Source organism: Microvirga puerhi (assembly GCF_020089865.1).
GTDB lineage: Bacteria > Pseudomonadota > Alphaproteobacteria > Rhizobiales > Beijerinckiaceae > Microvirga > Microvirga puerhi.
In genome coordinates this window covers 79024-103029 of the sequence record NZ_JAIRBM010000011.1, presented here as the reverse complement: position 1 = coordinate 103029, position 24006 = coordinate 79024, and the positions used below count along the sequence as shown (strand labels likewise).

Here is a 24006-nt window from a genome sequence, read left to right as displayed (position 1 = left end):
GGCTTTGGTGCGGACGTGAGGCCGCATCAGCAGAATCGAAGAGGTAGCACCTTGCTTTCCCTAGGGGAAATTTCGCTCGGGCAAATGATCTGTGCCATGATCATAGATAAGAGAAATCCGGGGCGCGGGCCCCGGATTTCTCAACGTTTCAGTCGCCACAAAGCCTCCGTCTCATCAGCGCTCTTCCGAGCTTCCCTTGGACAGGGACGGCTCCGCCTGCGCGTCGCCGCGTGCCGAGCGCTTCGACGGCTTCCCGCGTACGAAAGTACCTTTCGGAGCGGAAACGGCATTGCCCGGTGCGGGAACACGCTGCCTGCCGGAATCGGGCGAGATCGGTGGAGGCGATCCGGTTGAAGCCTCCGCTCGAGCGGGCCGCTTGGCAGGGCTCTTGAGAACCGTCGTCGGTACGCTGTCGGCAATCTCCTCGTTGGAGAGGGTCAGGCTGGCCTCCGCGGCACCGCGCTCAGGCGGAACTTCGCTGAAACTGTGAATGCCGGTGCTGGAGCCACTTCTCACCCGTCCATCGTCCACGTGATCGATGTCGAGATCGGGATCCAGTTTCTTGGACGCACCCATGAGGCCGGTTGCCTTAGAGGCGGCGCGCTTGGTGTTGCCGACGTCGTTGCGCTGGGTCGGGCCTGCCACGAAATCCTGGCCTCCTTCTTCCGCCTGCAGATCGTCGAGAACCTCTTCCACATCGGGTTCCGGAGGACGGCCGCGCTTGTCCTGCGCCATGAAAAGCTCCTCTTCCTGTCGCGCGGGCCGAGTGCCCGCTTCCCGAAGGGCCAACGCCCCTCCCGGAAGGCAGGTTCCTGTCCAAACGCGTCCTTTGACTGGAACGCTCGAGCCTGAAGGCAAAGTGTCCTTGCGGTCAGCCTCAGCGGCCGAGTTCCTTCTCGATGTCCTGGAGCAGGGCAATGTGCTCCTTGATCCGGTCGCCCTCGAGCTTGGCCACGTCGGTCAGTTCGCGGTTGCCGGAGCCGCCTTGGAGATAGCGGTCATGGATAGAAAGCAGGTCCTGGTGCCCTTTCAGTTGCAGGGCGATGTAGTCCCTGTCGAAGGCCGGACCGGCTTGGGCCTTCGACATGCGCTCCATGGCATTTGCATCGGCCTGGGACAGATTCGGCGCGGTGGAGGCCGCCTGCTGCTCTCCCGGTGTGGTCGAGGCGGTCGTCGTCGGTTCGGCCATGGAATGCAGCACGTCGGACAGCGTGTTCTGCTCCACCACCTCGAAAGTGGCGAATTGCTTGACATGTGGGTCATGCGCCTTCGAGAGCGCGAAGATCGAGGTCTGTAAAGCCACGGTGCCGGCGGCGAGCGTCTGTTGGATGTACTGGGCATCGGCCTGCGATTGCTGCTCGCCCATCTGGGACGGAGCGCTGGCCTGTCCCTGGCGGCTTGGCGTCTGCGTGTCCTGTGGCGCGCCGCCCTGCTGGACTCGCTGCTGACGCTGCTGCGCGCCCTGGCCGATGTTTTGGTTCGGCTGCGATTCGGTGTTCTGGGGCGAGACCGGATAAGGGATTGACTGGTTCTGCTGCACGCCCTGGGCGAGCGCCGGAAGGCCGATGGCAGCAACGAGGCCGGCAACGACGAGACGACGGGACATCGACATTCTCCTGTTGGGACCGGACAGGGCGAACGCATGCGCGGAGCGATTGTTTCGGCAAATGTCACAACATGGGATCCGCGTCGTCACAGACAGCGACGCATGAACCGTCCGGCATGTGCGAGGGCCTGACGTCCCGGCTCCAGATGCGCGTTCCACAATGGCCACGCATGAATCATCTGCGGCCACACTTCCAGCGTGACGGCGACGTCTGCGGCGCCCGCAGCCGCGGTCAGGCGCACTGCGTCCTCGAGCAGGGTTTCGTCCGATCCGACCTGGATCAGGATCGGCGGGAGCCCATGAAGATTCGCATAGAGCGGTGAGACGCGGGGATCCTTCGGATCCATGCTGTCGGGCAGATAGGCATCGGCCAGTTCGTGGAGATAGCCGCCATGGATGATGGGATCGACACTGTCTTTCGTGGCGAGGGTAGAGCCGGACATCGTCAGATCGGTCCAGGGTGACAAGAGCCACGCGCAGGCGGGGCGCTCCTCTTGCGCCTGCTGCAAGCGGCCCATCAGGGACAGTGTCAAATTCCCGCCCGCGCTGTCGCCGCCGATGGCGATATGCTTCGCCTCGATGCCTTGCCGCCGCAGATAGTGCCACGCCGTCAGAGCATCCGCGAGCGCTGCCGGAAACGGATGCTCCGGCGCAAGCCGATAATTCAGCGCGAGGGTGCGCATGCCGGCTGCGCGTCCGGCCTCCGTCACGAGGCGGCGATGGCTGAGGATCGAGCCCGAACAATAGCCGCCGCCATGGAAATACATGAGCACGTGCGACGCATCGCTTCCGGGGGCAAGGGACCACTCGCCGTCCACACCGTCCACGTCCACGGGCGTGCATTTGATGTCGTCGGCAACGGGCCAGACCGATCCTACCTCGTCTAGACGTTGTCGCCGCTCCGTCCAGCCGACCGGACGCGGCTTGGACGTCAAGAGAGCACGAACGGCACCGATTTCGCTTTGCTCCATGGCGCAAGGCTCCGCTCGAGGTGACTATGCCTGAACGGCGCAGCTGCCGACATCCCTCCGAACAGGCTCCTTCGGATGAGCGGCGTGGGTCCTGCGAGATGGAGGGAAGGAGAGCCGTGAATGGCCGGATCAAGTCCGGTCATGACTTCGGCGAAGGATCACTTCGGATTGCCGGGTTTCAGAAGCTCAAGGGGACTGACACCGAGGGCCTGGGAGAGTTCATAGAGCGAGACGATGGTCGGATTGCGGTAGCCTTGTTCGAGGCCGTACGGCTATCATGATACCGGCCACGGGACCGCTCTTGTCATTCCCGGCCGGAAGCGGCGCAGCCGCTGGAGGGGAAGGGAATCCAGCTCGATCGGCCGCAGAAAAGAATGGATCCCCTTCCCTCGCTTCGCTCGCCGTGGATGACAAGAGGGTACGTGATCATATGGTGCTTGGGGATGTATGAACGCTACGCTGTCTACATTCTTGCCTCCCGTAAAAACGGCACGCTCTATATCGGCGTTACTGGCACCCTTCCGCAGCGTGTCGAACAACACAAGGCGCTGGCCGTTCCAGGCTTCACGCGGCGTTATGGCGTGACGACGCTGGTTTATGTGGAGCGCTATGCCGACGTGACGGAGGCTATTGCGCGCGAGAAGCAATTGAAGGGCTGGAACAGGGCCTGGAAGATCAAACTCATCGAAAGCGCCAATGCCGACTGGATCGAACTAGATCCGACGATGTGTTAGAGCGCATCCATTCGACGAAAGCCCCGCGGTTTCTCGCGGAGCTCTTCATTCGTATCACTAAATCCGATTCACCTTAGTTCAACCGCACGCCTTCCGGTGCCTTCTCCCCGGCCTTGGTCACTGGCTTGTCGCCGATGGTGAGGCCGAGCGCGCCGACGTGGATGTCGACGGCCTCGCCGTCATGGACCTCGCCGGCGAGGATCATCTCGGCGAGCGGGTCCTGCACGTTCTTCTGGATCACGCGCTTCAAGGGCCGCGCGCCGTAGGCCGGATCGTAGCCCTTTTGGCTAAGCCATTCGCGGGCATCCGCATCGAGCGTCAGGGTGATCTTACGATCCTCCAGAAGCTTCTGCAGCCGGGCCATCTGGATGTCGACGATGGCGCCCATCTCCGAGCGCTTCAGCCGGTGGAACAGGATGATCTCATCCACGCGGTTGAGGAACTCGGGCCGGAAATGCGCGCGCACCACGCCCATGACCTCGTCGCGCACCGCATCCGTGTCCTGGCCTTCCGGCTGGTTCACGAGATATTCGGCGCCGAGATTCGACGTCATGATGATCAGCGTGTTGCGGAAGTCCACGGTGCGGCCCTGGCCGTCCGTGAGACGTCCGTCGTCGAGCACCTGGAGCAGCACGTTGAACACGTCCGGATGCGCTTTCTCGATCTCGTCGAACAGCACGACCTGATAGGGCCGGCGGCGGACGGCTTCTGTCAGCGCGCCGCCCTCCTCGTAGCCCACATAGCCGGGAGGCGCGCCGATGAGACGGGCGACCGAGTGCTTCTCCATGTATTCCGACATGTCGAGGCGGATCAGCGCGGTCTCGTCGTCGAACAGGAACGCGGCGAGCGTCTTCGTCAGCTCGGTCTTGCCGACGCCTGTCGGCCCGAGGAACATGAACGAACCGATCGGCCGGTTCGGGTCCTGCAGACCGGCGCGGGCGCGGCGCACCGCGGTCGAAACCGCCTCCACTGCTTCACGCTGGCCGATGACGCGCTTTCCGAGATCCTGCTCCATGTGCAGCAGCTTCTCGCGCTCGCCTTCGAGCATCTTGTCGACGGGCACGCCGGTCCAGCGGGAGACGACCTGCGCCACGTGGTCGGGCGTCACCGCCTCTTCCATCATGCCTGCGCCGTCGCCCTTCGATTCCGTATCCGCGAGTTCCCTTTCGAGGCCCGGAATGATGCCGTAGGAGAGTTCGCCCGCCTTCGCCCAGTCGCCCGCGCGCTGCGCATTGGCGAGCTGGGTGCGCGCCTCGTCGAGGCGCTTCTTCAGCTCCGCTGCGTGGCCGAGCTTGTCCTTCTCGAATTTCCAGCGGGCGGTGATGGCAGCCGACTGCTCTTCCAGATCCGCCAGCTCTTTTTCGAGCCGCGTAAGGCGGTCCTTGGAAGCAGTGTCCGTCTCTTTTTTGAGCGCTTCCTGCTCGATCTTCAGGCGCACGATTTCGCGGTCGATGTTGTCGAGCTCTTCCGGCTTCGAATCGACCTGCATGCGCAGGCGCGAGGAAGCCTCGTCGACGAGATCGATCGCCTTGTCGGGCAGGAACCGGTCGGTGATGTAGCGGTTCGAGAGAGTCGCCGCGGCAACGAGCGCGCTATCGGTGATGCGCACGCCGTGATGCTGCTCGTACTTCTCCTTCAATCCGCGCAGGATCGACACCGTGTCCTCCACGGTGGGCTCGTTCACGAAGACCGGCTGGAATCTGCGGGCCAGCGCGGCATCCTTCTCCACGTGCTTGCGATATTCATCGAGCGTCGTCGCGCCGACGCAATGCAGCTCGCCGCGCGCAAGCGCAGGCTTTAAAAGGTTCGACGCGTCCATCGCGCCGTCCGCCTTGCCGGCGCCGACCAGCGTGTGCATCTCGTCGATGAACAGGATGATACCGCCTTCCGCTGCCGTCACTTCGTTCAAGACCGCCTTCAGGCGCTCCTCGAACTCGCCGCGATATTTCGCGCCGGCGATCAGCGCGCCCATGTCGAGGGCAAGCAGCTGCTTGTCCTTCAGAGATTCCGGCACGTCGCCATTGACGATGCGCAAAGCCAAGCCTTCGACGATAGCGGTCTTGCCGACGCCGGGTTCGCCGATGAGCACGGGATTGTTCTTGGTGCGACGCGACAGAACCTGGATCGTGCGGCGGATTTCCTCGTCGCGGCCGATCACCGGATCGAGCTTGCCCTCGCGGGCCGCTTCCGTCAGATCGCGGGCGTATTTCTTGAGCGCGTCGTAAGCGTTCTCCGCCGTTGCGTTGTCCGCCGTGCGGCCCTTGCGCAGGGCGTTGATCGCAGCGTTGAGCGATTGCGGCGTGACGCCGGCCTGCGCCAGGATGCGTCCCGCATCCGTGTCCTTGTCGAGGGCGAGCGCCAGCAGCATGCGCTCCACGGTGACGTAGGAGTCGCCTGCCTTTTCGGCGGTCTTCTCGGCATTGTCGAAGAAGCGCATCAGTTCGCGCGTAGCCTGAGGCTGCGCTGCGGCGCCCGAAACCTTGGGCTGCTTGGCGAGCCATTGCTCCACCGCGGCATGCGCGTCGCGGGAGCGCCCACCGGCCCTGTCGATCAGCCCGGCGCACAGGCCTTCCGGATCGTCGAGCAGAACCTTGAGCAGGTGCCCGGGCGCGAGCTGCGGGTGGCCTTCGCGCATGGCGAGGTTCTGGGCCGCCTGCACGAAGCCGCGCGCGCGCTCGGTATATTTCTCGAAATTCATCTGTCACCCCTCCTGGATCCTGTCCGTCCGTGAGAGTGGCCCGGGCAGGTCCCTGCGATGTCGGACCTTCCTTCTGAAGCATCCGCTGCGCTTAAAGTGGTGTGGCGGATCGGCCACAACAAGAGGGGGAACCGTGAGCCGGGGCTCGCATTGATCCTCCAGGATTCCGAGGAGGTGATCATGATACGCGATCCGCGTTCCGAAGCCGAGAAGGCCCGGGCCGATCTGGCCCGGAATGCCGAACTCGGCATGGCCGTTCCTGAAAGTCCCCTGGAGCGTGAGCCCTCCGTGACCCCGAGGACCTTCGGCGATACCACGCAGAAGGCCGATCTCATCGATAATTCGGAAGAAGCGGCAGCGCGGCGCCTGGAACAGGACGATGGAGATTCCACCGGAACCGGGACGATCCCGTCGAGCGGCGAGGTCCCGGTCTGGCCCGAGGATTCCGAGACACAACAAACGACCAATGATGAGGACGTGCTCTCGCGCGCCAAGGAGTAAATGATGGTCCTGTCCCGATTGACCCATGCGCTGTCCCGCCTCAGTCCGAAGCGGCGACGGGCCGAGAAGGCGCGCGACGAGTTGCGCGCCAATGCGGAAAAGGCTCTGCGGATGAAGCAGGAAAGCGACAGCGGCAGCCACGTTCCGCCGCATCGCACCGCTCATGAAGGCATGCCGAATCAGAGCAAGTCCGGCGATGCCCATGCGCGTCAATCCGACTTCAATACCCAGATGGGTCGGAGCGCAGGCGGCCGTGCTGGAGACGCTTCCTGACGTTTCTGTTCCGGAGGAATAGCCCGCGAAAGCGGGCTTTTCTCTAGCCGGACCGGAGATCGCTTGCCTCGGCCCGAAGGGAATTCTAACGATGGCGGATGAGCATCCGCATCGCCTCCCTCCAGCGCTATCCCGTCAAAGGTCTCTCGCCCGAGAGGCTCAGTTCCGCGACCCTGACCAAGGGCGGCTATTTTCCGGGAGATCGGCTTTTCGCCATCGAGAATGGCCCATCGGGCTTCGATGAAGCCGACCCGCAGCATCAGCCGAAGATCAAGTTTCTGATGCTCATGCGCAACGAGGGCCTCGCGCGGCTCAAGACGCGGTATCTCGATGCGATCACAACCCTGTTCATCGAGCAGAACGGGCGCGAGGTGGCGCGTGGCGATCTGTCGACCCGGGCGGGCCGGCTCGCAATCGAAGCGTTCTTCCGTCGTTTCATGCCAGGCGAACTCCGCGGACCACCCAAGGTTCTCGCCGCACCGGAGGGGTTCCGCTTCACCGATTCCCGCCGCGGCTTCGTTTCTCTCATCAATCTCGCCAGCGTTCAGGCGATCGAGACTGCGATCGGCGTGCCGGTCGATCCCTTGCGGTTTCGCGGCAACCTTCACGTGGAGGGGCTTGATCCCTGGGCCGAGTTCGATCTCGTCGGTCAGGTACTCACCACGGGGTCTGGCGTACGGATGAAGATGACGAAGCGCATCGAGCGCTGCGCCGCCACCAATGTGGATCCTGCAACCGGCATCCGAGATATGCAGATCCCGAAAAGCCTGATGGAAGCTTACGGGCATTTCGATTGCGGCATCTACGCGGAAGTCCTGTCGGACGGGGTCATCGCTGAGGGAGATTCGCTGATGCCCGAACAGACGGCGCTGGCGCTTTAGAACTTTCACACTTCCGACGGGTCGGGAAGTTCGGCGATTTCCTCACGCGGATCGTTGTTGATGAGGGGGCGCAGGCGTGCGCGCATTTTCGGTCGCGGTGCTGCGCCGGCCTGCTGACGTCCCTGTGCCAAGCCGGGTGAACGGGGCCTGTCGAAGGTCGCGTTCGGATCGACACGGGTCGCCGCTGCCATTTTGAGCGCGAGCCTTTCGAAATCGTCCGTCGCGCTTTGAAAATACGGCTGCGCGGCGCGCGGAGCAGGATATCCGAGCTTTTCCTTCGCCTTGCCCGCGATCATGTCGTCCAGAAGAGATTCGTCACGCACCAGAGCGGCCTTGTCCGATGTTCTCCGCGACCGTGCGAAACGACGCGACAGGTCCTCGAACGCGGCCATGAAATTGCGATAACGGACCCAGCGGTGGTTCGCGAAGATCTCCTCGTTCGTCTCTCCGGTTTCCGGGTCCTGCTGCGCCTGCGGATCGAAGCGGGCGGAGATGAGTAGACCCGCGGCGCATCCCCGCCGGTCCAGATCCGCGATGACCTTCGGGCTCATGTCGAGATTGAGGCCTCCCTCGTCGTCCCGAAGCGCGATGTTCACCACCCGGTCACGAACGCCCGGAGCGATCAGCATCTGGTTGTCGCTCCAGAAACGGGCGGTGTTCAGCAAGGTCTGGAAAAAGGGCGCAATTCCGGTTCCGTGAGCCGTATCGAAGGCCGTGAAGGGCACCGGCGAGAAACGGTTCCCCTTCGTCATCGAGATAAAGCCCCAGACGGGATCGCCAGGCTGGGGATCGCCGCTTGGCTGCGCCTTCGGACGGCTGGCTGCTTCACGAGCCGGAGCTCTCGGCTGGGCAATAGGTTTTTCGGCTTCGCGGATGTCGACTTTAGGGACCCCTCCATCCTGATCGCGGCCTTCATCGTCCGGCCATTCGACATTGGGCACTTCCGCATCGAAGGAGACGAGATTGAAGCAGAAGGTGGGGCGCGACGGGATCGGGCTGTCGAAGAAATGGATCGGGAAGTTCGATACGAGACCGCCGTCCGAGAACCACACGCGCCGAAGCCGAAGGAGGCCATTGCTGTCCTTCGGCCTTGCGAAATCGGGCGTCAGGAGCGGCACGGCCGAGAGAAGGACGGGAAAGCTTAAAGAGAGACGTGCGCCAAAGATGACAGGCAAGTCTTGAGGCTTCGGAAGGCGAATGACCCGTGGACGTACTTCCACGCGCGGATCGTAATCTCCGGCGCGCGCTTTCATCCAGTCGACGACCGACGGTGGGAAGTAGCGTTCGAGAACGCTGACTTCGGCATAGAGCGGTGAAGGGGATTCGAGGAAGGGAAGCTGCACGATGCGGTGTCGGCTGATATCGCTCGCAATCATCGCGAGGTCGATCGCGCGGGGTGCAGTCGGATCTGCCGCAACCTCCGTCGTCGCTCCTCCCTGGCCCGCGCTCCACAGGTCTCCAAAGGTCAGCGGCGGATCGGTCTCCGCGCGTCCGGCTGCAGCCTGTACGACGCGATTCATCCATGGGGTAAGCCCCTGTAGGCCGAGCTGTGCCGCATCGGCACCGTTCTGGGGTGACCAATTGCCGGTGCAGATCCCATAGCCGTTTCTACGCCATGCCGGCAGCCAGCGTCGGGCCAGCACGACGGCCAGCATGGTGAGCCAGACAAGAAGCAGCAGTGCAAGAAAAGCAATCAGGCAAACGATGAGCAGGACCGGGCGACCGGCAGCCGCAAGGGCGACCAGCGTCGCAAGCGCGATGGCCGCAATTGCGGCCATGGACACCGCCACCTGCCAGGTCGACAGGCTCACCTTGAAGATCCGGGCCGCCTGCCGCAACGGGCCGCCTCCCCCGAACAAGGGCGTGACGAGGGCAAGCAGAGGCTTGGTCTGCGGCTCAGGCGTGAAGAGATGAAATAGGCGCGAGTGTCCGTCTTCGGCCGTATCGCCGAGGCTCTTCGGCAGTGCGCCGACCTGTTCGAAGGCTTTTGGATTGGCGCCCGTCCGGCGGCCATATTCCGCGGCCGCCGTCACAGCTGCAGCAATCGCGCCGACCGATGTGCCGCCGATCGAATGAAACGAATAGCGTCGGGCGATCACCGCAATGGCGCCGGGATAGATGATCCCGCTCGTGACGCCACCGGCCATCACGACGTCGCAATCGAGCAGCGTTTCGGGTGTCGCCACTCGTCCTGGATCGATTGCTGCATCCGCCATGCCGGATCCTCGTCGCTGAAGGCAGCTTGAGGAAAGATTTCACGGCAGGAGGCCGGGATCAAATCTTCTGATGAACTCCGCCATGGGAATTCAGGGCGGTTTCTTGCACGGTTCTCGGTGAGGAGCAGCGGTCATGAAAAAGGGAGGGCAAGGCCCTCCCTTTGATTATCTTGCTTGCAAGCCTGGAGCTTACTCGGCGGCCGGTGTCTCGATGCCCTCGAAACCTGCGGCGTTCTCGCTGCCGGCTTCCTCGCCGGCCGTGCGGCGCGGGCGCCGGGTGCGGCGGCGGGGACGGGCGTCCTCGTCATTGGCAGCCTCCTGCGGTGCCGGAACGGCGCTCGCCTGCGGCGGCTCTTCGGCGACGGTGGGGCGAACCGGATTCGTCAGGAAGGCTGGAAGGCTTCCGGAATCCTGCGCCTCAACATCCTCACGCTGACGCTCGCGGCGGAATGGTGCCCGCCCATTGCGTTCCTGACGCTCGCTTCGATCCGGGCGTTCGCTGCGCTCGGGACGCTCACCGCGCTCGGGACGCTCGCTGCGCTCAGGGCGCTCGAACTCCAGGCGGGGCTGGTCGTCGCGGCTGTAGTCCTGACGCGGGCCACGGTCGCGCTGGAAGCGCTCGCGCCGATCGCCGCGCTCAGGGCGGTCTCCACGATCCTGACGTTCTCCACGCTCGCCGCGTTCCTGGCGCTCACCTCGATCTTGGCGTTCACCCCGATCCAGACGGTCGTTGCGGTCGAAGCGGGAGGGGCGGTCGCTCTCCTGCCGTGCCTCGAAGGGCTGCGGCTGAGAAGCCGGGTCTGTGTCCTCGCCATTGCCATAGGGCTGGCGATCGCCGCCGAAGCCCTCATCGTCACCTTCATCGTCGAAGGGACGCTGCTGGTAGCCGTACTGCTCGCGCAGCTGCTCCTGGGCGGCGGCGATGATGCGGAAATAGTGCTCCGCGTGCTGGAAATAGTTCTCAGCCGCCACCGGATCGCCGCTCGCCGTCGCATCGCGAGCCAGCTGGCTGTACTTCTCTGCAATATGCTGCGCAGTGCCGCGGATTTTCACGTCCGGGCCGTTGGACTCGTAGCTCCGGGTTAGGGGGTTAGGCCCCTTGTTACCGTTGCGGTTACGACCGCGCATGCGCCTGTTCTGTCCTGGTCTCATCTCTGGTCTACGACCCTCGCTGGTTCTTCAAGCCCACGCGATGCAAGCCAATGTCTCACCGAACGGGCTTACGCCCACCGTTCGCGTGGCAACCGTCTGTCGTTAAGCCACAGCTTTTGAAGCCTTGGCCATCCTTCAGTGTCGGGTTCAAATGATCACGCCTGGCTGTTCAAAGTGCCCCTGCCTGCGCGACTGATATCGTTTGGTCTCCGGCATTCACCCGCGGAGGGGCTCCACCGATTTATGTCGACCGAGGACGATCTCTGAACCCAAATCTAGCGGGTTCCGCCCGGTCCAACAAGCGATATTTCAGCCTTTATCCCCTGCTGGACGAGAAATCTGGTCCCCGGGGAGGCCCTTCGCAAATCCCATGGGATCATGTCCGTTTCAGGGCGATGCAGCGGGGGTTGTCAGATAGATCGTGCACCAGGCGCACCACTTCAAGGGCCCGGCCCGCGGCCAAACGGCTCACGGAATCGGCCTGATCGTAGCCGATTTCGAGCACCATGACGCCGCCGGGCGCCAGGAGGCGCTCTGCCTCGCTAAGAAGCACACGGTAGGGCGCAAGGCCGTCCGGACCGCCGTCGAGGGCGAGGCGCGGATCATGCTCGCGGACCTCCCTGTCCAGGCCTTCGATCACCTCTGAGGCGATATAGGGTGGGTTCGAGACCACGATATCGAAGGAGCCTTTCAGGGCCTCCGCCCAGCTCGACACGACGAAGAGCGCCCGCTCGGCGACACCGTTCGCGCGGGCATTCTCCTGGGCCATGTGTGCCGCGCCCTCCGCGAGATCGATCCCGATGCCGTGGGCGTTGGGCAGTTCATGGAGCAGGGCGGTGAGAATCGCGCCCGAGCCAGTTCCGAAATCGACGATTCGGAGTTCAGCCAGGCGGTCAGGAACGAGACCGAGGGCCGTCTCGACGATGGTCTCGGTGTCGGGTCTCGGCACCAGAGTCTCCGGAGAGAGGCGAAACGGCAGGCCCCAGAACTCCCGGACGCCGAGAATCCGCGCTACCGGTTCATGCGCGAGGCGGCGGCGCGCCAGAGAGGCCAGGGCTTCGGTCTCGACGGCGGTAAGAGGCATGTCGGGCCGCATCACCAGCTCAGTCGAGGAAATGTCCAGGGCGGCGAGGAGCAGCAATCGGGCGTCGAGGGCTGCGGTCTCGAAACCGGCTTCAGTGAGGCTCCTCCGGAGCTGGGCGAGTGCCTGGGCACGGGTCGGAGGAGGGCCGCTCACCGGCTCTGGCCCTTCCGGTAGCGCGCCAGGCGCTCTTCGAGCGTGCCGGTATGGAGTTCGAAGAGGTGGTTGTCGTGGTCGTAGAAGTAGAGCGATGCGCCTTCGCCCTCTACGCGCGGGCGGGATTCGCGAAATTCGAGGCCCAGCGCTTCGATTCGCGAGCGATAGGCATCGATCTCGTCCGGTGGAATCTTGAATGCGATATGGTTGTAGGAGCGGGCAGGCAGGCTCTCCCCCTCCATGATGGCGATCCACTGGCCGCCCACGATGTAGAATTTTTCCCGCGACAGGGAGAAAGTGTCGTCGCCCGAGGCGTAGATCTCCCGGCCGTCCAGAACAGTCTCGATGATCGCGCTCATGCGGGCGAGATCGCGGGTGATGAGCGTGATGTGGCTCAACCCTTCGATCACGCCGCCTCGTCCTGCGCCGCGAGCTGCGCCGCCTGATGCTCCGTGATGAGGGCATCGATGAGCTCGTCGAGGGCGTTGCCGCTCAAAACCTCCTCCAGCTTGTAGAGGGTGAGGTTGATCCGATGATCGGTCACTCGCCCTTGCGGGAAATTGTAGGTGCGGATGCGCTCCGACCGGTCGCCGGATCCGACCTGCGATTTACGGTCCGCCGCGCGGGCCGCGTCCTTGGCGGTGCGCTCGGCATCGTAGAGCCGGGCCTTGAGCAAGGCGAATGCCCGGGCGCGATTCTTGTGCTGGGAGCGCTCGTCCTGCACGAAGACGACGGTGCCGGTGGGGATATGGGTGATGCGGATCGCCGATTCGGTCTTGTTCACGTGCTGACCGCCGGCGCCTTGAGCCCGCATGGTGTCGATCTTCAGGTCGGCTTCGTTGATCGCAATGTCCACGTCCTCGGCTTCCGGCAGCACGGCCACCGTGGCGGCGGAGGTGTGGATGCGGCCCTGCGTCTCGGTGTCGGGCACCCGCTGGACACGGTGGACGCCGCTTTCGAACTTGAGGCGGGCGAAGACGCCACGCCCCTTCACCTCGGCCACCACTTCCTTGTAGCCGCCGGCGGTGCCCTCGCTCTCGGACACCATCTCGACCTTCCAGCCTTTCAGGTCGGCATAGCGGGTGTACATGCGCAAGAGATCGCCCGCGAAGAGCGCCGCCTCGTCGCCGCCTGTGCCCGCGCGGATTTCGAGGATCGCGCTCTTCTCGTCCGCCTCGTCCTTGGGCAGAAGCATGAGGCGCAGGTTCTGCGCGGCCTTTTCCAGATCCTCCCGGGCGCCTGGCAGCTCTTCGTGTGCGAGGGTTCGCATCTCAGGATCGGAATCCTCGAGCATGGCCTGGAGGCCTGCGAGATTCTCCTCCATGGCCCGATAGGCCTTGATGGCTGCGACCACATCGTCGAGCTCGGAAAGCTCGCGGGAGAGGGTCACGATGGTGTCGGAATCGGACGCAGCGTTCAGGGTTGCCGTCACGATGTCGTGGCGGGCGAGGATAGCGTCCAGGCGGTCAGAAGGAGGAGCGATCATCAGATCGGAATACCATGGGTTTCCGCGAATTGCGTGAGGGCTGAGCGCAGCGTATCGCCGCCCCCGCCGCGCTCCAGCTCATCAAGCAGAAAGGCGCGGACTTTTCCGGCATCGAGCGAAAGCAGCATGGCCTTCACCGGGCCGATGGAGGCGGGGGACATGGAAAGCGACCGATACCCGAGGCCAATCAGAGCCATGGCTTCGAGCGGACGGCCGCCGATCTCCCCGCAGACGGTCAGCTCGCAGTTGCTCATGGCGGCCTCGTCGACCACCATCTTGAGCGCCCGCAGCATGGGTGGGCTCAAAGGATCGAAGCGGTCGGCGACCCGGCGATTCTCCCGGTCGCTGGCGAAGAGGAACTGCATCAGATCGTTGGAGCCGATCGACAGGAAGTCCGCGACGGCGCAGATCTCTTTCAGCTGAAAGAGGAGGGAAGGCACCTCCAGCATGGCGCCGAGCTTGAGGTCCCGCGGCAGGGTGTGTCCGTGGCGGGAGAGATGGGCCTTCTCCCGTTCGACGATCTCCCTGGCGCGGATGAACTCATCGCAGGTGGCCACCATGGGGAACATAATCTTCAGGGCATGCCCACCGGCGGCTTTCAGGAGCGCCCGGACCTGCACCCGTAGCAGCCCGGGTCGATCGAGGCCGATGCGGATGGCCCGCCATCCGAGAGCCGGGTTCTCCTCTTCGATGGCGTTCATGTAGGGAAGGATCTTGTCGCCGCCGATATCCAGAGTCCGGAAGGTTATCGGCAGGTCACCCACCGCCGCCACCACGGCGCTGTAGAGCGATTGCTGCTCGCTGGCCGTCGGCATCCGCTCGGCGACCATGAACTGGAGCTCGGTCCGGAACAGCCCGACGCCTTCGGCTCTCGTCTCGGCCAGGTGTGGCAGGTCGACCAGAAGGCCCGCATTGAGCTGCAGCGTGATCGGCGCCCCGTCCCTGGTCACGGCAGGCACGTCACGAAGTTTGAGATACTGCTCCTGGCGGCGGGCCCGCAGACGGGCCTTTTCGGCATAAGCCGCCTCCACGTCCGAACTCGGCCGGATCTGCACTTCGCCGGCTGCCCCGTCGACGATGATCGCATCGCCCTGCTCGGTCAGGGACGTCGCGTTGGCAACCTCGCCGACGGCCGGGATACCGAGGGCCCGCGCCACGATGGCGATATGGCTCGTCGGCCCGCCTTCCTCGAGCACGAGGCCGCGCAGACGCGAGCGGTCGTAGTCGAGCAGGGCTGCCGGGCCCATGGAGCGGGCGACGATGATGGCGTTATCCGGCAGGGAGCCCCGCTCCGCCACGAGATCCCGTCCCACGAGACGGTGAAGCAGGCGGTTGGCGAGATCGTCGAGATCGTGCAGCCGCTCGCGTAGATACGGATCCGTCTGGCGCTGCATGCGGGCGCGGTTGTCGGACTGGACCCGCTCTACCGCCGCCTCCGCCGTCAGGCCGGAGGTGACGGCTTCCCGCATCCGCCGCAGCCAACCCTGGTCATGGGCGAACATGCGGAAGGTCTCCAGGACCTCCCGGTGCTCCCCATGATGGGCTACGTCGCCCCGCTCGATCAGCTCGTCGATCGAGGTGCGCACGTCCGCGATGGCATGGTCGAGACGCTGGAGCTCGGCCTCCATGTTCTCGGCGATCAGGTTCTTGACCATCACCCGCGGCTCGTGCGGCACCACGTAGCCGAGGCCGACGCCGTCCGCGAGAGCAATGCCCTTCTGATAGACCGGGCGGCGCAGGGCGATGCCGGTCTCGACCGGGGCAAGCGCCTGCAATTCGCCAGCGGCGATCATTTCGGCCAGCACCATCGCAGTGGTCTGAAGCGCCTCGATCTCCTCCTCGGCATACATCCGGTAGGTGCGGTTCTGGACGACGAGGACGCCGAGGGTGTTGCCGGCCCGCAGGAGCGGCACGCCGAGGAAGGCGTGATAGATCTCTTCCCCGGTCTCGGGCTTGTAGGAGAAAGCCGGGTGGCTCTGGGCGTCGGAGAGGGCGAGCGGTTCGGCAGTTGCCGCGATGAGGCCGACGAGGCCCTCGCCCGAACGCATGGTGGTCCGGTGCACCGCTTCGCGGTTGAGACCTTCGGTGGCGAACAGCTCCAGCACCCCGTCGCCCCGCATCACATAGACGGAGCAGACTTCCGCCACCATGTTGGCGGCGATCAGGACGACGATCTTGTCGAGGCGATCCTGCGCTCCGATCGGCTCCGCCATGATCTCGCGGAGGCGGCGCAGCAGAAGGCGCGGACCGCCGGGGGCGCTAGGCATGGGCTCTCGTATTCCCGTCCTGGTTGGTTAGCCGACAGGCGGGCCGCCGGCTTTTATGATGAGTGTCGCAGCCTCATGGACTGGCAGTCAATCAGGCTTGATCAAGGCCGTATAGCGAGTGGAGCGTGCGCACCGCAAGCTCCGTGTAGGCGGAGTCGATCAGAACGGAGAACTTGATCTCCGAGGTCGTAATCGCCCGGATGTTGATCCCCTTATCGGCCAGGGCCTTGAACGCCTTCGCGGCCACGCCCGCATGGCTACGCATGCCGACGCCGATGGCCGAGACCTTCACGACGTCCGTGGCGCCCTGGAGATTCTTGAACTCGATCTCGTCCTTATGCTGGTTCAGCACCGAACAGGCCCGTTCGTAGTCCGCTGCCGGAACCGTGAAGGTGATGTCCGTCGTCGTCGTATCGTCGGACACGACCTGGATGATCATGTCCACATTGATGTTGGCATCCGCCAGGGGCACGAAGATCGAGGCGGCGATGCCGGGTTTGTCCGCGACATTCCGCAACGTAATCTGCGCTTCGTCCCGCGAATAGGCGATGCCCGTGACAACTTGCTGTTCCATAATATCTTCCTCGTCGCAGATGAGGGTGCCGAGCTTGGGCGCGGCGGGATCGTCGAAGCTGGAGCGCACATAGGTCGGGACCCGGTGCATCATGGCGAGCTCCACTGAGCGCACCTGCAGCACCTTGGCCCCGAGGGAAGCCATTTCCAGCATCTCCTCGTAGGAAACCTTGTCGAGACGGCGCGCCTTGCTCACGATCCGGGGATCGGTGGTGTAGACGCCGTCCACGTCCGTATAGATGTCGCAGCGCTCCGCCTGGATGGCCGCGGCCAGGGCAACCGCGCTGGTATCCGATCCACCGCGTCCGAGAGTGGTGACGCGCTGGGTAGGCTGGTGCAGACCCTGGAAGCCGGAGACCACTGCCACTTCCCGGCTTTGGCTGAAGCCCTGGAGGATGCCGGTGCCGTCGATGGCGGCGATTCGCGCAGAGCCATGGGCATCCGAGGTCATGATCGGGATCTGCCAGCCCTGCCAGGAGCGCGCCTTGAGACCCATTTCCTGGAGCGCGACGGCGAGAAGGCCCGACGTGACCTGCTCGCCGGACGCGACGACCACGTCGTATTCCTTGGAATCATAGAAGGAAGAGGCGTCCTTGACCCAGCCGACGAGCTCGTTCGTCTTGCCCGACATGGCCGACACGACGACCGCCACGTCGTAGCCCGCCTCGACCTCGCGTTTGACGTGCCGCGCCACATTGCGGATGCGTTCAACATTGGCGACGGAGGTGCCGCCGAACTTCATGACGAGACGAGGCATGGGATCTGGGGGCCGTGTGGGAGATCGGAAGCGCCTCGTCGCCAGAGCGGGAGGCGCCCTTACATGACTGCGGGGTAGCGCGCTGTCAACGCGGCGGATATGTCTCTTACATCGTTTGAGCACGTTTCCGAGAGGCAGGTCCCATGGCCGACGGCGCCAGCACCACCATCGACCCGGCCGAGGTCGCCCGCTTCGAGAAGATCGCCGCGACCTGGTGGGATCCGAAAGGGCCCATGAAGGTCCTGCACCGGTTCAATCCGGTGCGCTTAGCCTATATCCGGGACGAAGCCTGTCGCCGGTTCGGGCGAGATCCGCGCTCGGCCCGCTCCCTTGAGGGCCTCACGATTCTCGATGTCGGCTGCGGCGGGGGCGTTCTCTCGGAGCCTCTGGCTCGCCTGGGTGCCCGGGTGACGGGGCTCGATCCGGCGCCGACGAACGTCTCGGTCGCGCGGCTTCATGCGGAACAGGGCGGCCTCGCCATCGACTACCGTAACGAGACGGTCGAGGCCGTGGCGGCCAGGGGCGAGACCTTCGACTTGGTGCTCGCCATGGAAGTCGTGGAGCATGTCGCCGACGTGCCGGCCTTCGTGGCGGCCTGCGGACAGGCCGTGAAGCCCGGCGGCGCCCTCTTCATGGCGACCCTCAACCGGACCCTGCGCTCCTTCGCGCTTGCGATCGTCGGGGCGGAATACGTTCTCGGCTGGCTGCCGCGGGGCACCCATGAATGGGAGAAATTCGTGACCCCGGAGGAGCTCGCGGCGGCGTTGGACGGCGCGGGCTTCACGGTGACGGATCAGACCGGGGTCGCCTACAATCCGCTCACCGGGACATGGTCGCTCTCGCGCGACATGGCGGTGAACTACATGCTCACCGCCGCCCGCCGCTGAGGCGCAGGCCGCGGCGCGAAGCGCAGGACCAGGAAGCCGCAGAGCGCCGACAGGAAGGAGCCGGCGAGCACGCCGATCTTGGCGGAATCGATGAGATCATTCCGTCCTCCGAATGCCAGCGCGTCGATGAAGAGGCTCATGGTAAAGCCGATGCCGCATAGAAGCGCGACGCCGTAGCATTGAAGCCGCGATGCGCCGGCCGGCAGGTCGGCCAGGCCGAGACGCCCCGCTGCGAGTATGGCCCCGTAGACGCCAATCTGCTTGCCGAGGAAGAGCCCAAGCGCCACGCCCATCGGCAGCGGCGAGACGAGGGACGACAGCGAGAAGCCCTCGAAGGACAGGCCGGCATTGGCGAGGCCGAAGATCGGGATGATCGCATAGGCAACCCAGGGCTGGATCGCGTGTTCGAGGCGATGAAGAGGCGAATCCTCCGCCCGCGTCTTTTTCGGCTCGGGATGGAGCGGAATCGTGAGAGCAAGGGCCACGCCGGCCAGGGTGGCGTGGATGCCGGATTTGAGCACGAAGAACCACATCAGTGCGCCGATCGCCAGATAGGGCAGGATTCTCGCGATCCCGAAGCGGTTGAGCGCGATCAGCGCTGCGAGGCACAGGCCTGCAAGGCCGAGCATCGGCACGGCGAGATCGCTGGTATAGAACAGCGCGATGATGATGATGGCGCCGAGATCGTCGAGGATGGCAAGCGCCGTCAGGAAGATCTTGAGCGAGGTCGGCACTCTCGCCCCGAGAATGCTCAGGACGCCGAGGGCGAAGGCGATATCGGTCGCTGCCGGAATGGCCCATCCGGCACGCAGGACCGGATCCGTCCAGGTGACGGCGATATAGACGAGCGCCGGCACCACCATGCCGCCGAGGGCCGCGATGCCCGGCAGGATGCGGCGCGGCCAGGTCGAGAGCTGTCCGTCGAGGAACTCACGCTTGATCTCGAGACCCACGAGCAGGAAGAACACCGCCATCAGGGCATCGTTGATCCAGTGCTGCACGCTCAGGCCCAGCACATAGGTCTTGAGAATGCCGAAATAGGCGCCTGACAGGGGCGAGTTGGCGACCACCAGCGCCAGGATGGTGACACCCATCAGCAGAATGCCACCGGAGGCCTCGCTGTCGAAGAACCGACGCATGAGCGAGATGCGCCGCATGCCTGTAGCAGGTGTCTTCCGATGCTGTCCCTGACCCATTCGCGTCTCCCTTCCCCTAGGGTCCTAAAGCGAATGGCTCGCGGCGGAAACCCTCAACCGGCGGGCCGGCGATGACGAAGTCGGGAGGAGCCGAGAATCTCGTCGAGCGTCACCGGTCGGTAGTCCCGGGCGTCGACGCCGACATCGAACTGGCGTGTCTGCGGCTTCAGCTTGCCATGCGAATGGCCGTGCAGATCAATCCAGCCACGGCCCATATTCTTCCAGGTCCGGAAGGCATAGTGACACAACACGAGACCATAGCCATCGAGATTCAATTCCGCATAGGGCTGCACGCTTGCCCAGCCGACGGCGGAAACCGTTTCGGGCCCGTCATTGTTGCCGGTGATCAAATGCTTGCGCCCGTTCAGGCGCTCCAGCAGCTCGGTGATACGCGCAAGCTTCACGTGCAGAGCAAAATCGCCGAGATGCCAGACCTCGTCTTTCGGCCCAACAACCTCGTTCCAGCGGGCGATCAGGGCTTCGTCATGTTCGGGGATCGTCTTGAAAGGGCGCTTGTCGATGCGCAGCACCCGCGGGTCGCCGAAATGGGTGTCGCTGGTGAAGAAGACCGTCAAGCAGAGCCCCTGAAACCTGCCCGAGCCGCATCGTCAGGCCCGGCCGATCCAGGTCAAAATGCGTCATTCCGGGGAAAGGTCAAAGGCAGCCGTTGAGTTGGTTTTCCTTCGATACGGCGACGATTCTGGCAAATTCCGCCCGCAGCCCTTCTGCGCCCATTGCCCGTGCGTGCTGTGCCATATCGAAGACATGCCCGCGAGAACACTGAGAGGCATCTTTCCCAATCTCATTCTTGATGAGCTTTGGGATATTCTCGGCAACAGAAGTCATATCGGGCAATGTCCCGAGCTCCTCCGTGCGGTGCTCAAGAGCTGCGACGCCCTCGTCCAGTGTCTTCCGATATTCCGTCGCCTCGTCCGGGTTACAGGCTGCTTCGAAGGCCTGAACCATCTTGAACAAGCTCCAGATGCAGGTCGTGTTGGCTTTTTCCTGCGCCGCGACGCCTCCGGTGAACCCGAGGAATATTGCCACGGCAAGGCCGAACCGGTTGCATTGTGGCATCTGCGAGGCTCCGAAAAGGTGATGAAAGCGGACTAATTCCGATCGTCCGGCACTGTCGGCAGGGGCAACACGTCGATGCCTTCCTCCACGAGGGCACGCGCCTCGGCCAGATCGGCCTCGCCATAGATGGCGCGCTCCTCCGCTTCGCCGTAGTGGATCTTTCGGGCCTCTTCGACGAAGGCTTTGCCAACGTTCTCGGAATTCTGCATCACGTGCTCCCGCACCGCGCGGATCATGGCGCGGATCTGCTGTTCCTTCTCGGACAGCATGGCGACCGGCATTGGCTCCGTCGCCTCGGCATGTCCCTTGTCGGTTCGGCCGATGGATGGCGCCATGATCTGCTTTTCCACCTTCGGCGACCGGCAATAGGGACAGGTCACGAAGCCGCGTTTGCGCTGCGTCTCATACGCTTCGCTCGAGGGGAACCAGCTTTCGAATTCGTGGGCCTGCTCGCAGGCCAAGGCATACTTGATCATGTCCTTCGGGAGATGGTGATGAGAGGTCGGTTGTCCAAGAGCAGCGGCTCAGGCGCTCGCGGCTCGCTTGGCCGGGGCCGCTGACGCGGTCTCGACCGTGAAGGGGCGGGCGTTCTTGAGGGTCGGGATCCGCCCTCTGGCATCCGCCACGAGCCCGGTATCGATCTCCGCCAGGATCACACCGGGCTCGGTGCCGGCTTCCGCCAGAATCCGGCCCCACGGATCGACGATGAGCGAATGCCCGAAGGTCTCGCGGCCGTCCGCGTGGAGGCCACCCTGTGCGGCCGAAATCATGAAGGAGCCTGTCTCGATGGCCCGCGCTCGGTGCAGCACGTGCCAATGAGCCTCGCCCGTCTGCTTCGTGAAGCAGGCCGGGGCGGACAGGAAGGATGCGCCCGCTTCGGCAAGCGCCCTGTAAAGGGCCGCGAAGCGCACGTCGTAGCAGATGGACATGCCGAGCATGCCCCAGGGCGTCTCGGCCAGCACGGCCTTGTTGCCGCCTGTGTAGGTGGCCGATTCACGCCAGCTTTCGCCGTTCGGCAGATCGACATCGAAGAGGTGGACCTTGTCGTAGGACGCGATGATCCCGCCGTCCTGGCCGATCAGGAAAGCACGGTTGGCTATCTTGTCGCCTTCCTTGACCGCCACGGAACCGATCTGCACCACGATCCCGCGTTCGTGGGCCACCTCGCGCAGAGCGGACAGCGTCGGATCCGTCTCCTCCGGCCCCACCTTGTCGAACAGAGACGTGCGGTCCCGCTCGACAAGCGAAGTCATCTCGGGGGTCTGGACGAAATCGGCGCCCTTGTCGGCCGCCTCGCGAACGAGGGCGACGGCGGCATCACGGTTCTCCAGGGCGTCACGCCCGGAGCGCATCTGGACGCAGGCGGCGGTGAAGCGGGTGGCGGTCATGGGTCGGTCTCCGTCAGGCCGCCAATAAAGCCTCAAGTTGCCCTCTCTCGTCCAGGGCATAAAGATCGTCGCAGCCGCCCACATGGCGCTCGCCGATGAAGATCTGCGGCACGGTGGTGCGGCCGCTAGCCTTCTGGATCATCTCGGCGCGCCTCGCGGGCTCGGCTTCGATGTCGATCTCCGTGAAGGCGGCGCCCTTGTCGGAGAGGAGCTTCTTTGCGGCGGAGCAATAGGGGCACCAGCTCTTAGTGTAGATCGTGATCGGGGGCATCGGAAGCCTTTCGGTTCGGAGGCCTTCATATAGGCGGCCCTTACGCATCCGTCACGACCCGTGCGAAGGCGATCACATCGACTGTAGCTGCCCCGCCGCGCAGGAGCGCCCGCGCGGCCGCGTTGGCGGTAGCGCCCGTAGTCAGGACGTCGTCCACCAGAACGACCCGGCGGCCCTTTAGCCGCGCCCGTGCTTCGGGCGGCACTCGGAAGGCGCCCTGCAGGTTTTCCTGCCGCTGTGCACGGGTCAGCCCGACCTGCTGACGGGTCCGCTTCACGCGGGCCAGCAGAAAGGGATCGCAGGGCACGTCACTCTCTCGCGAGACGATGTCTGAGAGAGCCATGGCCTGGTTGAAGCGGCGGCGCCATAGACGCCAGCGGTGGAGCGGAACCGGGACGAGCGCGTCGGCCTCCCGGAGAAGTTCCGCGCCGGCGCGCGCCATCATCACGCCCATCGCCCGAGCCAGTTCGGGCCGGTCCGCATATTTGAGGCGATGCACCAGGAGGCTCGCGGTGCCATCGTAGCGGGCGACCGCCCGGGCACGGCCGAAGACCGGTGGCTCGGCGATGGCGGCAGGCGAGAGGAGCGGCTGGCCGAGATCGACGGCAAAGGGCGTGCCGAGACGTTCGCAATATGGCCTGGAAATGAACCCGATGCCCGACCAGCAATCGGCGCACAGGCCGTGGGGAATGCCGGTCGCCGCGCTACAGGCGATGCAGGTCGGCGGATAGAGGAGGCCGATCAGCATCTGCGCCAGAGGCGCGAGGGGCACGCGCCAGCGCATTCCGGAGGGTTCGGGTCGATCGACGGTCCGCATCGCAGGACGAGATTAGGCTCCGCGACCCGCCGGTACATCTCTCCGGTCGGAGGGGAAAGACGAAGAAGTCCTTGGCTCGTGGAGCATCTCGCGCCATATCGGGCGTTCCATGAAAGCTCCACTCGTCTTCGATCGCTCCCTCGTCCGCCGCCGCCTCGAACGGGCCATGCGCACCGGCTATGCCGATTTTCTCCTGGCCCGCACCGTCGAGGATCTCGAGGAGCGCCTCGCTCCGGTGCTGCGGACTTTTCCGCTTGCTCTCGATGTCGGCACGCCAACGCCGGTGGCGGCCGAGTTCCTGCGCCGTGGCCGCTCCGAACAGGTGGTGCGCATTGCTCCCTTGCCGGAGCCTGAAAGCATCCAGGGCGATGAGGAGAACCTCCCTGTATCGGAGCCCCAGTTCGATCTCGCCATCTCGCTTCTGTCGCTTCAGGGCGTCAACGATCTGCCGGGGGCGCTCGTCCAGATCCGGAGGGTCCTGAAGTCTGACGGGCTCTTCATGGGTGCACTTCTCGGCGGGGCGACGCTGACCGAGCTGCGGCAGGCCTTCACTCAGGCCGAAGCGGAACTCGAGGGAGGCGTCAGTCCCCGCGTCGCTCCTTTCGCCGACGTGCGGGATCTCGGCGGCCTGCTGCAGCGGGCCGGCTTTGCCCTGCCGGTGGCGGATTCGGAAACGGTGCGCGTGCGCTACGGCGATCCCTTCGCTCTCATGCGGGATCTGCGGCAGATGGGCCTGACGAATGCCCTCCACGACCGGCGAAAGACGCCCTTGCGCCGTGGGACGCTGATGCGGGCGGCGGAGATCTATGTGGAGCGCTTCGCCGATCCGGACGGGCGGGTGCCCGCGACCTTCGAGATCATCTGGCTGTCCGGCTGGACGCCCCATGAAAGTCAGCAGAAGCCGCTGCGACCCGGTTCGGCCAAGATGCGCCTCGCCGATGCGCTCGGCGTGAAAGAGCAACCGACGGGGGAGAAGGGGCAGGAGTAAGAAGGCCCTCGGGTCTTTGGGGCAGCCTGT

At 64.6% G+C, this 24006-nt stretch carries 24 protein-coding genes and 1 pseudogene; 6 read left to right on the top strand and 19 right to left on the bottom strand.

What is annotated here, in order from left to right:
* Positions 1 to 174: 174 nt before the first annotated feature.
* The 4 genes and pseudogenes from K9B37_RS15530 to K9B37_RS15515 form a co-directional block, all read right to left on the bottom strand.
* Positions 175 to 735: a hypothetical protein gene (locus K9B37_RS15530; RefSeq protein ID WP_224314312.1), complete on the bottom strand. Its 561-nt coding sequence runs from the start codon at positions 733 to 735 to the stop codon at positions 175 to 177.
* 142 nt (positions 736 to 877) lie between these two features.
* Entirely contained in the window at positions 878 to 1606 is a 729-nt protein-coding gene (locus K9B37_RS15525) for a DUF4142 domain-containing protein (protein ID WP_224314310.1), read from the bottom strand.
* Between the two features lie 86 nt (positions 1607 to 1692).
* Positions 1693 to 2577: an alpha/beta hydrolase gene (locus tag K9B37_RS15520; RefSeq protein WP_224314309.1), complete on the bottom strand. Its 885-nt coding sequence runs from the start codon at positions 2575 to 2577 to the stop codon at positions 1693 to 1695.
* A gap of 158 nt (positions 2578 to 2735) precedes the next feature.
* A pseudogene (locus K9B37_RS15515) lies at positions 2736 to 2843 on the bottom strand (transcriptional regulator); the annotation flags it as partial.
* Positions 2844 to 3020: 177 nt separating this feature from the next.
* Between K9B37_RS15515 and K9B37_RS15510 the strand changes: the two are divergent.
* Positions 3021 to 3311, top strand: coding sequence for a GIY-YIG nuclease family protein (locus tag K9B37_RS15510; protein WP_224314307.1), 291 nt, complete (start codon positions 3021 to 3023; stop codon positions 3309 to 3311).
* A 73-nt stretch (positions 3312 to 3384) separates the two neighbouring features.
* On the opposite strand, the gene clpB is transcribed toward K9B37_RS15510, so the two are convergent.
* Positions 3385 to 6009: an ATP-dependent chaperone ClpB gene (clpB, locus tag K9B37_RS15505; RefSeq protein WP_224314305.1), complete on the bottom strand. Its 2625-nt coding sequence runs from the start codon at positions 6007 to 6009 to the stop codon at positions 3385 to 3387.
* A 180-nt stretch (positions 6010 to 6189) separates the two neighbouring features.
* Here clpB and K9B37_RS15500 point away from each other — a divergent pair, with 180 nt between their 5' ends.
* From K9B37_RS15500 to K9B37_RS15490, 3 genes are all read left to right on the top strand, one after another.
* Positions 6190 to 6510 (top strand): hypothetical protein, encoded by a 321-nt coding sequence (locus K9B37_RS15500; RefSeq protein ID WP_224314303.1) that lies wholly within the window; start codon positions 6190 to 6192, stop codon positions 6508 to 6510.
* On the top strand, positions 6511 to 6783 hold the full coding sequence (locus K9B37_RS15495) for a hypothetical protein (RefSeq protein WP_224314301.1): 273 nt from the start codon (positions 6511 to 6513) through the stop codon (positions 6781 to 6783).
* A 98-nt stretch (positions 6784 to 6881) separates the two neighbouring features.
* A complete protein-coding gene (locus K9B37_RS15490) occupies positions 6882 to 7664 on the top strand; it encodes an MOSC domain-containing protein (protein ID WP_224314300.1) in 783 nt (260 codons plus the stop codon).
* A gap of 5 nt (positions 7665 to 7669) precedes the next feature.
* On the opposite strand, the gene K9B37_RS15485 is transcribed toward K9B37_RS15490, so the two are convergent.
* The 7 genes from K9B37_RS15485 to K9B37_RS15455 all read right to left on the bottom strand — a co-directional run bounded on the left by K9B37_RS15485 (position 7670) and on the right by K9B37_RS15455 (position 17352).
* Positions 7670 to 9880, bottom strand: a complete 2211-nt coding sequence (locus tag K9B37_RS15485) for a patatin-like phospholipase domain-containing protein (RefSeq protein ID WP_224314297.1) — start codon at positions 9878 to 9880, stop codon at positions 7670 to 7672.
* A gap of 189 nt (positions 9881 to 10069) precedes the next feature.
* On the bottom strand, positions 10070 to 11008 hold the full coding sequence (locus tag K9B37_RS15480; protein WP_224314296.1) for a DUF4167 domain-containing protein: 939 nt from the start codon (positions 11006 to 11008) through the stop codon (positions 10070 to 10072).
* Between the two features lie 400 nt (positions 11009 to 11408).
* On the bottom strand, positions 11409 to 12269 hold the full coding sequence (gene prmC / locus K9B37_RS15475) for a peptide chain release factor N(5)-glutamine methyltransferase (protein WP_224314295.1): 861 nt from the start codon (positions 12267 to 12269) through the stop codon (positions 11409 to 11411).
* Entirely contained in the window at positions 12266 to 12679 is a 414-nt protein-coding gene (gene fosX / locus K9B37_RS15470) for a FosX/FosE/FosI family fosfomycin resistance hydrolase (RefSeq protein ID WP_224314293.1), read from the bottom strand. Before fosX ends, prmC begins: the two co-directional genes overlap by 4 nt.
* The gene (gene prfA, locus K9B37_RS15465) at positions 12676 to 13755 is read right to left on the bottom strand and encodes a peptide chain release factor 1 (RefSeq protein ID WP_224314292.1); all 1080 of its coding nucleotides are present in this window, start codon (positions 13753 to 13755) and stop codon (positions 12676 to 12678) included. The genes fosX and prfA overlap by 4 nt, the downstream gene beginning before the upstream one ends.
* Positions 13755 to 16022, bottom strand: coding sequence for a phosphoenolpyruvate--protein phosphotransferase (gene ptsP / locus K9B37_RS15460; protein ID WP_224314290.1), 2268 nt, complete (start codon positions 16020 to 16022; stop codon positions 13755 to 13757). Before ptsP ends, prfA begins: the two co-directional genes overlap by 1 nt.
* A gap of 91 nt (positions 16023 to 16113) precedes the next feature.
* Entirely contained in the window at positions 16114 to 17352 is a 1239-nt protein-coding gene (locus K9B37_RS15455; RefSeq protein WP_224314288.1) for an aspartate kinase, read from the bottom strand.
* A 143-nt stretch (positions 17353 to 17495) separates the two neighbouring features.
* Between K9B37_RS15455 and ubiG the strand changes: the two genes are divergently transcribed.
* Positions 17496 to 18239: a bifunctional 2-polyprenyl-6-hydroxyphenol methylase/3-demethylubiquinol 3-O-methyltransferase UbiG gene (gene ubiG / locus K9B37_RS15450; RefSeq protein ID WP_224314287.1), complete on the top strand. Its 744-nt coding sequence runs from the start codon at positions 17496 to 17498 to the stop codon at positions 18237 to 18239.
* Here ubiG and nhaA read toward each other — a convergent pair.
* The 7 genes from nhaA to K9B37_RS15415 form a co-directional block, all read right to left on the bottom strand.
* Complete coding sequence (gene nhaA, locus K9B37_RS15445) at positions 18212 to 19435, bottom strand: Na+/H+ antiporter NhaA (protein WP_224314285.1); 1224 nt, start codon at positions 19433 to 19435, stop codon at positions 18212 to 18214. The two genes, ubiG and nhaA, sit on opposite strands and share 28 nt — an antisense overlap.
* 53 nt (positions 19436 to 19488) lie before the next feature.
* Positions 19489 to 20010, bottom strand: coding sequence for a metallophosphoesterase family protein (locus K9B37_RS15440; protein WP_224314284.1), 522 nt, complete (start codon positions 20008 to 20010; stop codon positions 19489 to 19491).
* Positions 20011 to 20089: 79 nt separating this feature from the next.
* The gene (locus K9B37_RS15435) at positions 20090 to 20512 is read right to left on the bottom strand and encodes a hypothetical protein (RefSeq protein ID WP_224314282.1); all 423 of its coding nucleotides are present in this window, start codon (positions 20510 to 20512) and stop codon (positions 20090 to 20092) included.
* Between the two features lie 32 nt (positions 20513 to 20544).
* The gene (locus K9B37_RS15430; RefSeq protein WP_224314280.1) at positions 20545 to 20988 is read right to left on the bottom strand and encodes a DUF1178 family protein; all 444 of its coding nucleotides are present in this window, start codon (positions 20986 to 20988) and stop codon (positions 20545 to 20547) included.
* A gap of 48 nt (positions 20989 to 21036) precedes the next feature.
* The gene (locus K9B37_RS15425) at positions 21037 to 21900 is read right to left on the bottom strand and encodes a carbon-nitrogen hydrolase family protein (RefSeq protein ID WP_224314279.1); all 864 of its coding nucleotides are present in this window, start codon (positions 21898 to 21900) and stop codon (positions 21037 to 21039) included.
* Positions 21901 to 21913: 13 nt separating this feature from the next.
* Positions 21914 to 22171 carry a glutaredoxin 3 gene (grxC, locus tag K9B37_RS15420; RefSeq protein ID WP_224314277.1) on the bottom strand — a complete coding sequence of 86 codons (258 nt, stop codon included), beginning with the start codon at positions 22169 to 22171 and terminating at the stop codon, positions 21914 to 21916.
* A gap of 40 nt (positions 22172 to 22211) precedes the next feature.
* Positions 22212 to 22955 (bottom strand): ComF family protein, encoded by a 744-nt coding sequence (locus tag K9B37_RS15415; protein ID WP_224314275.1) that lies wholly within the window; start codon positions 22953 to 22955, stop codon positions 22212 to 22214.
* Positions 22956 to 23097: 142 nt separating this feature from the next.
* Between K9B37_RS15415 and K9B37_RS15410 the strand changes: the two genes are divergently transcribed.
* Complete coding sequence (locus K9B37_RS15410; RefSeq protein ID WP_224314273.1) at positions 23098 to 23976, top strand: methyltransferase domain-containing protein; 879 nt, start codon at positions 23098 to 23100, stop codon at positions 23974 to 23976.
* Positions 23977 to 24006: the final 30 nt, after the last annotated feature.

What these genes read in the sequence shown, in the direction of transcription:
- K9B37_RS15530 (WP_224314312.1), bottom strand. Translation starts at nt 735, where the DNA reads ATGGCGCAGGACAAGCGCGGCCGTCCTCCGGAACCCGATGTGGAAGAG.
- K9B37_RS15525 (WP_224314310.1), bottom strand. Translation starts at nt 1,606, where the DNA reads ATGTCCCGTCGTCTCGTCGTTGCCGGCCTCGTTGCTGCCATCGGCCTT.
- K9B37_RS15520 (WP_224314309.1), bottom strand. Translation starts at nt 2,577, where the DNA reads ATGGAGCAAAGCGAAATCGGTGCCGTTCGTGCTCTCTTGACGTCCAAG.
- K9B37_RS15510 (WP_224314307.1), top strand. Translation starts at nt 3,021, where the DNA reads ATGTATGAACGCTACGCTGTCTACATTCTTGCCTCCCGTAAAAACGGC.
- clpB (WP_224314305.1), bottom strand. Translation starts at nt 6,009, where the DNA reads ATGAATTTCGAGAAATATACCGAGCGCGCGCGCGGCTTCGTGCAGGCG.
- K9B37_RS15500 (WP_224314303.1), top strand. Translation starts at nt 6,190, where the DNA reads ATGATACGCGATCCGCGTTCCGAAGCCGAGAAGGCCCGGGCCGATCTG.
- K9B37_RS15495 (WP_224314301.1), top strand. Translation starts at nt 6,511, where the DNA reads ATGATGGTCCTGTCCCGATTGACCCATGCGCTGTCCCGCCTCAGTCCG.
- K9B37_RS15490 (WP_224314300.1), top strand. Translation starts at nt 6,882, where the DNA reads ATGAGCATCCGCATCGCCTCCCTCCAGCGCTATCCCGTCAAAGGTCTC.
- K9B37_RS15485 (WP_224314297.1), bottom strand. Translation starts at nt 9,880, where the DNA reads ATGGCGGATGCAGCAATCGATCCAGGACGAGTGGCGACACCCGAAACG.
- K9B37_RS15480 (WP_224314296.1), bottom strand. Translation starts at nt 11,008, where the DNA reads ATGCGCGGTCGTAACCGCAACGGTAACAAGGGGCCTAACCCCCTAACC.
- prfA (WP_224314292.1), bottom strand. Translation starts at nt 13,755, where the DNA reads ATGATCGCTCCTCCTTCTGACCGCCTGGACGCTATCCTCGCCCGCCAC.
- ptsP (WP_224314290.1), bottom strand. Translation starts at nt 16,022, where the DNA reads ATGCCTAGCGCCCCCGGCGGTCCGCGCCTTCTGCTGCGCCGCCTCCGC.
- K9B37_RS15455 (WP_224314288.1), bottom strand. Translation starts at nt 17,352, where the DNA reads ATGCCTCGTCTCGTCATGAAGTTCGGCGGCACCTCCGTCGCCAATGTT.
- ubiG (WP_224314287.1), top strand. Translation starts at nt 17,496, where the DNA reads ATGGCCGACGGCGCCAGCACCACCATCGACCCGGCCGAGGTCGCCCGC.
- nhaA (WP_224314285.1), bottom strand. Translation starts at nt 19,435, where the DNA reads ATGGGTCAGGGACAGCATCGGAAGACACCTGCTACAGGCATGCGGCGC.
- K9B37_RS15435 (WP_224314282.1), bottom strand. Translation starts at nt 20,512, where the DNA reads ATGCCACAATGCAACCGGTTCGGCCTTGCCGTGGCAATATTCCTCGGG.
- K9B37_RS15430 (WP_224314280.1), bottom strand. Translation starts at nt 20,988, where the DNA reads ATGATCAAGTATGCCTTGGCCTGCGAGCAGGCCCACGAATTCGAAAGC.
- K9B37_RS15425 (WP_224314279.1), bottom strand. Translation starts at nt 21,900, where the DNA reads ATGACCGCCACCCGCTTCACCGCCGCCTGCGTCCAGATGCGCTCCGGG.
- grxC (WP_224314277.1), bottom strand. Translation starts at nt 22,171, where the DNA reads ATGCCCCCGATCACGATCTACACTAAGAGCTGGTGCCCCTATTGCTCC.
- K9B37_RS15415 (WP_224314275.1), bottom strand. Translation starts at nt 22,955, where the DNA reads ATGCGCTGGCGCGTGCCCCTCGCGCCTCTGGCGCAGATGCTGATCGGC.
- K9B37_RS15410 (WP_224314273.1), top strand. Translation starts at nt 23,098, where the DNA reads ATGAAAGCTCCACTCGTCTTCGATCGCTCCCTCGTCCGCCGCCGCCTC.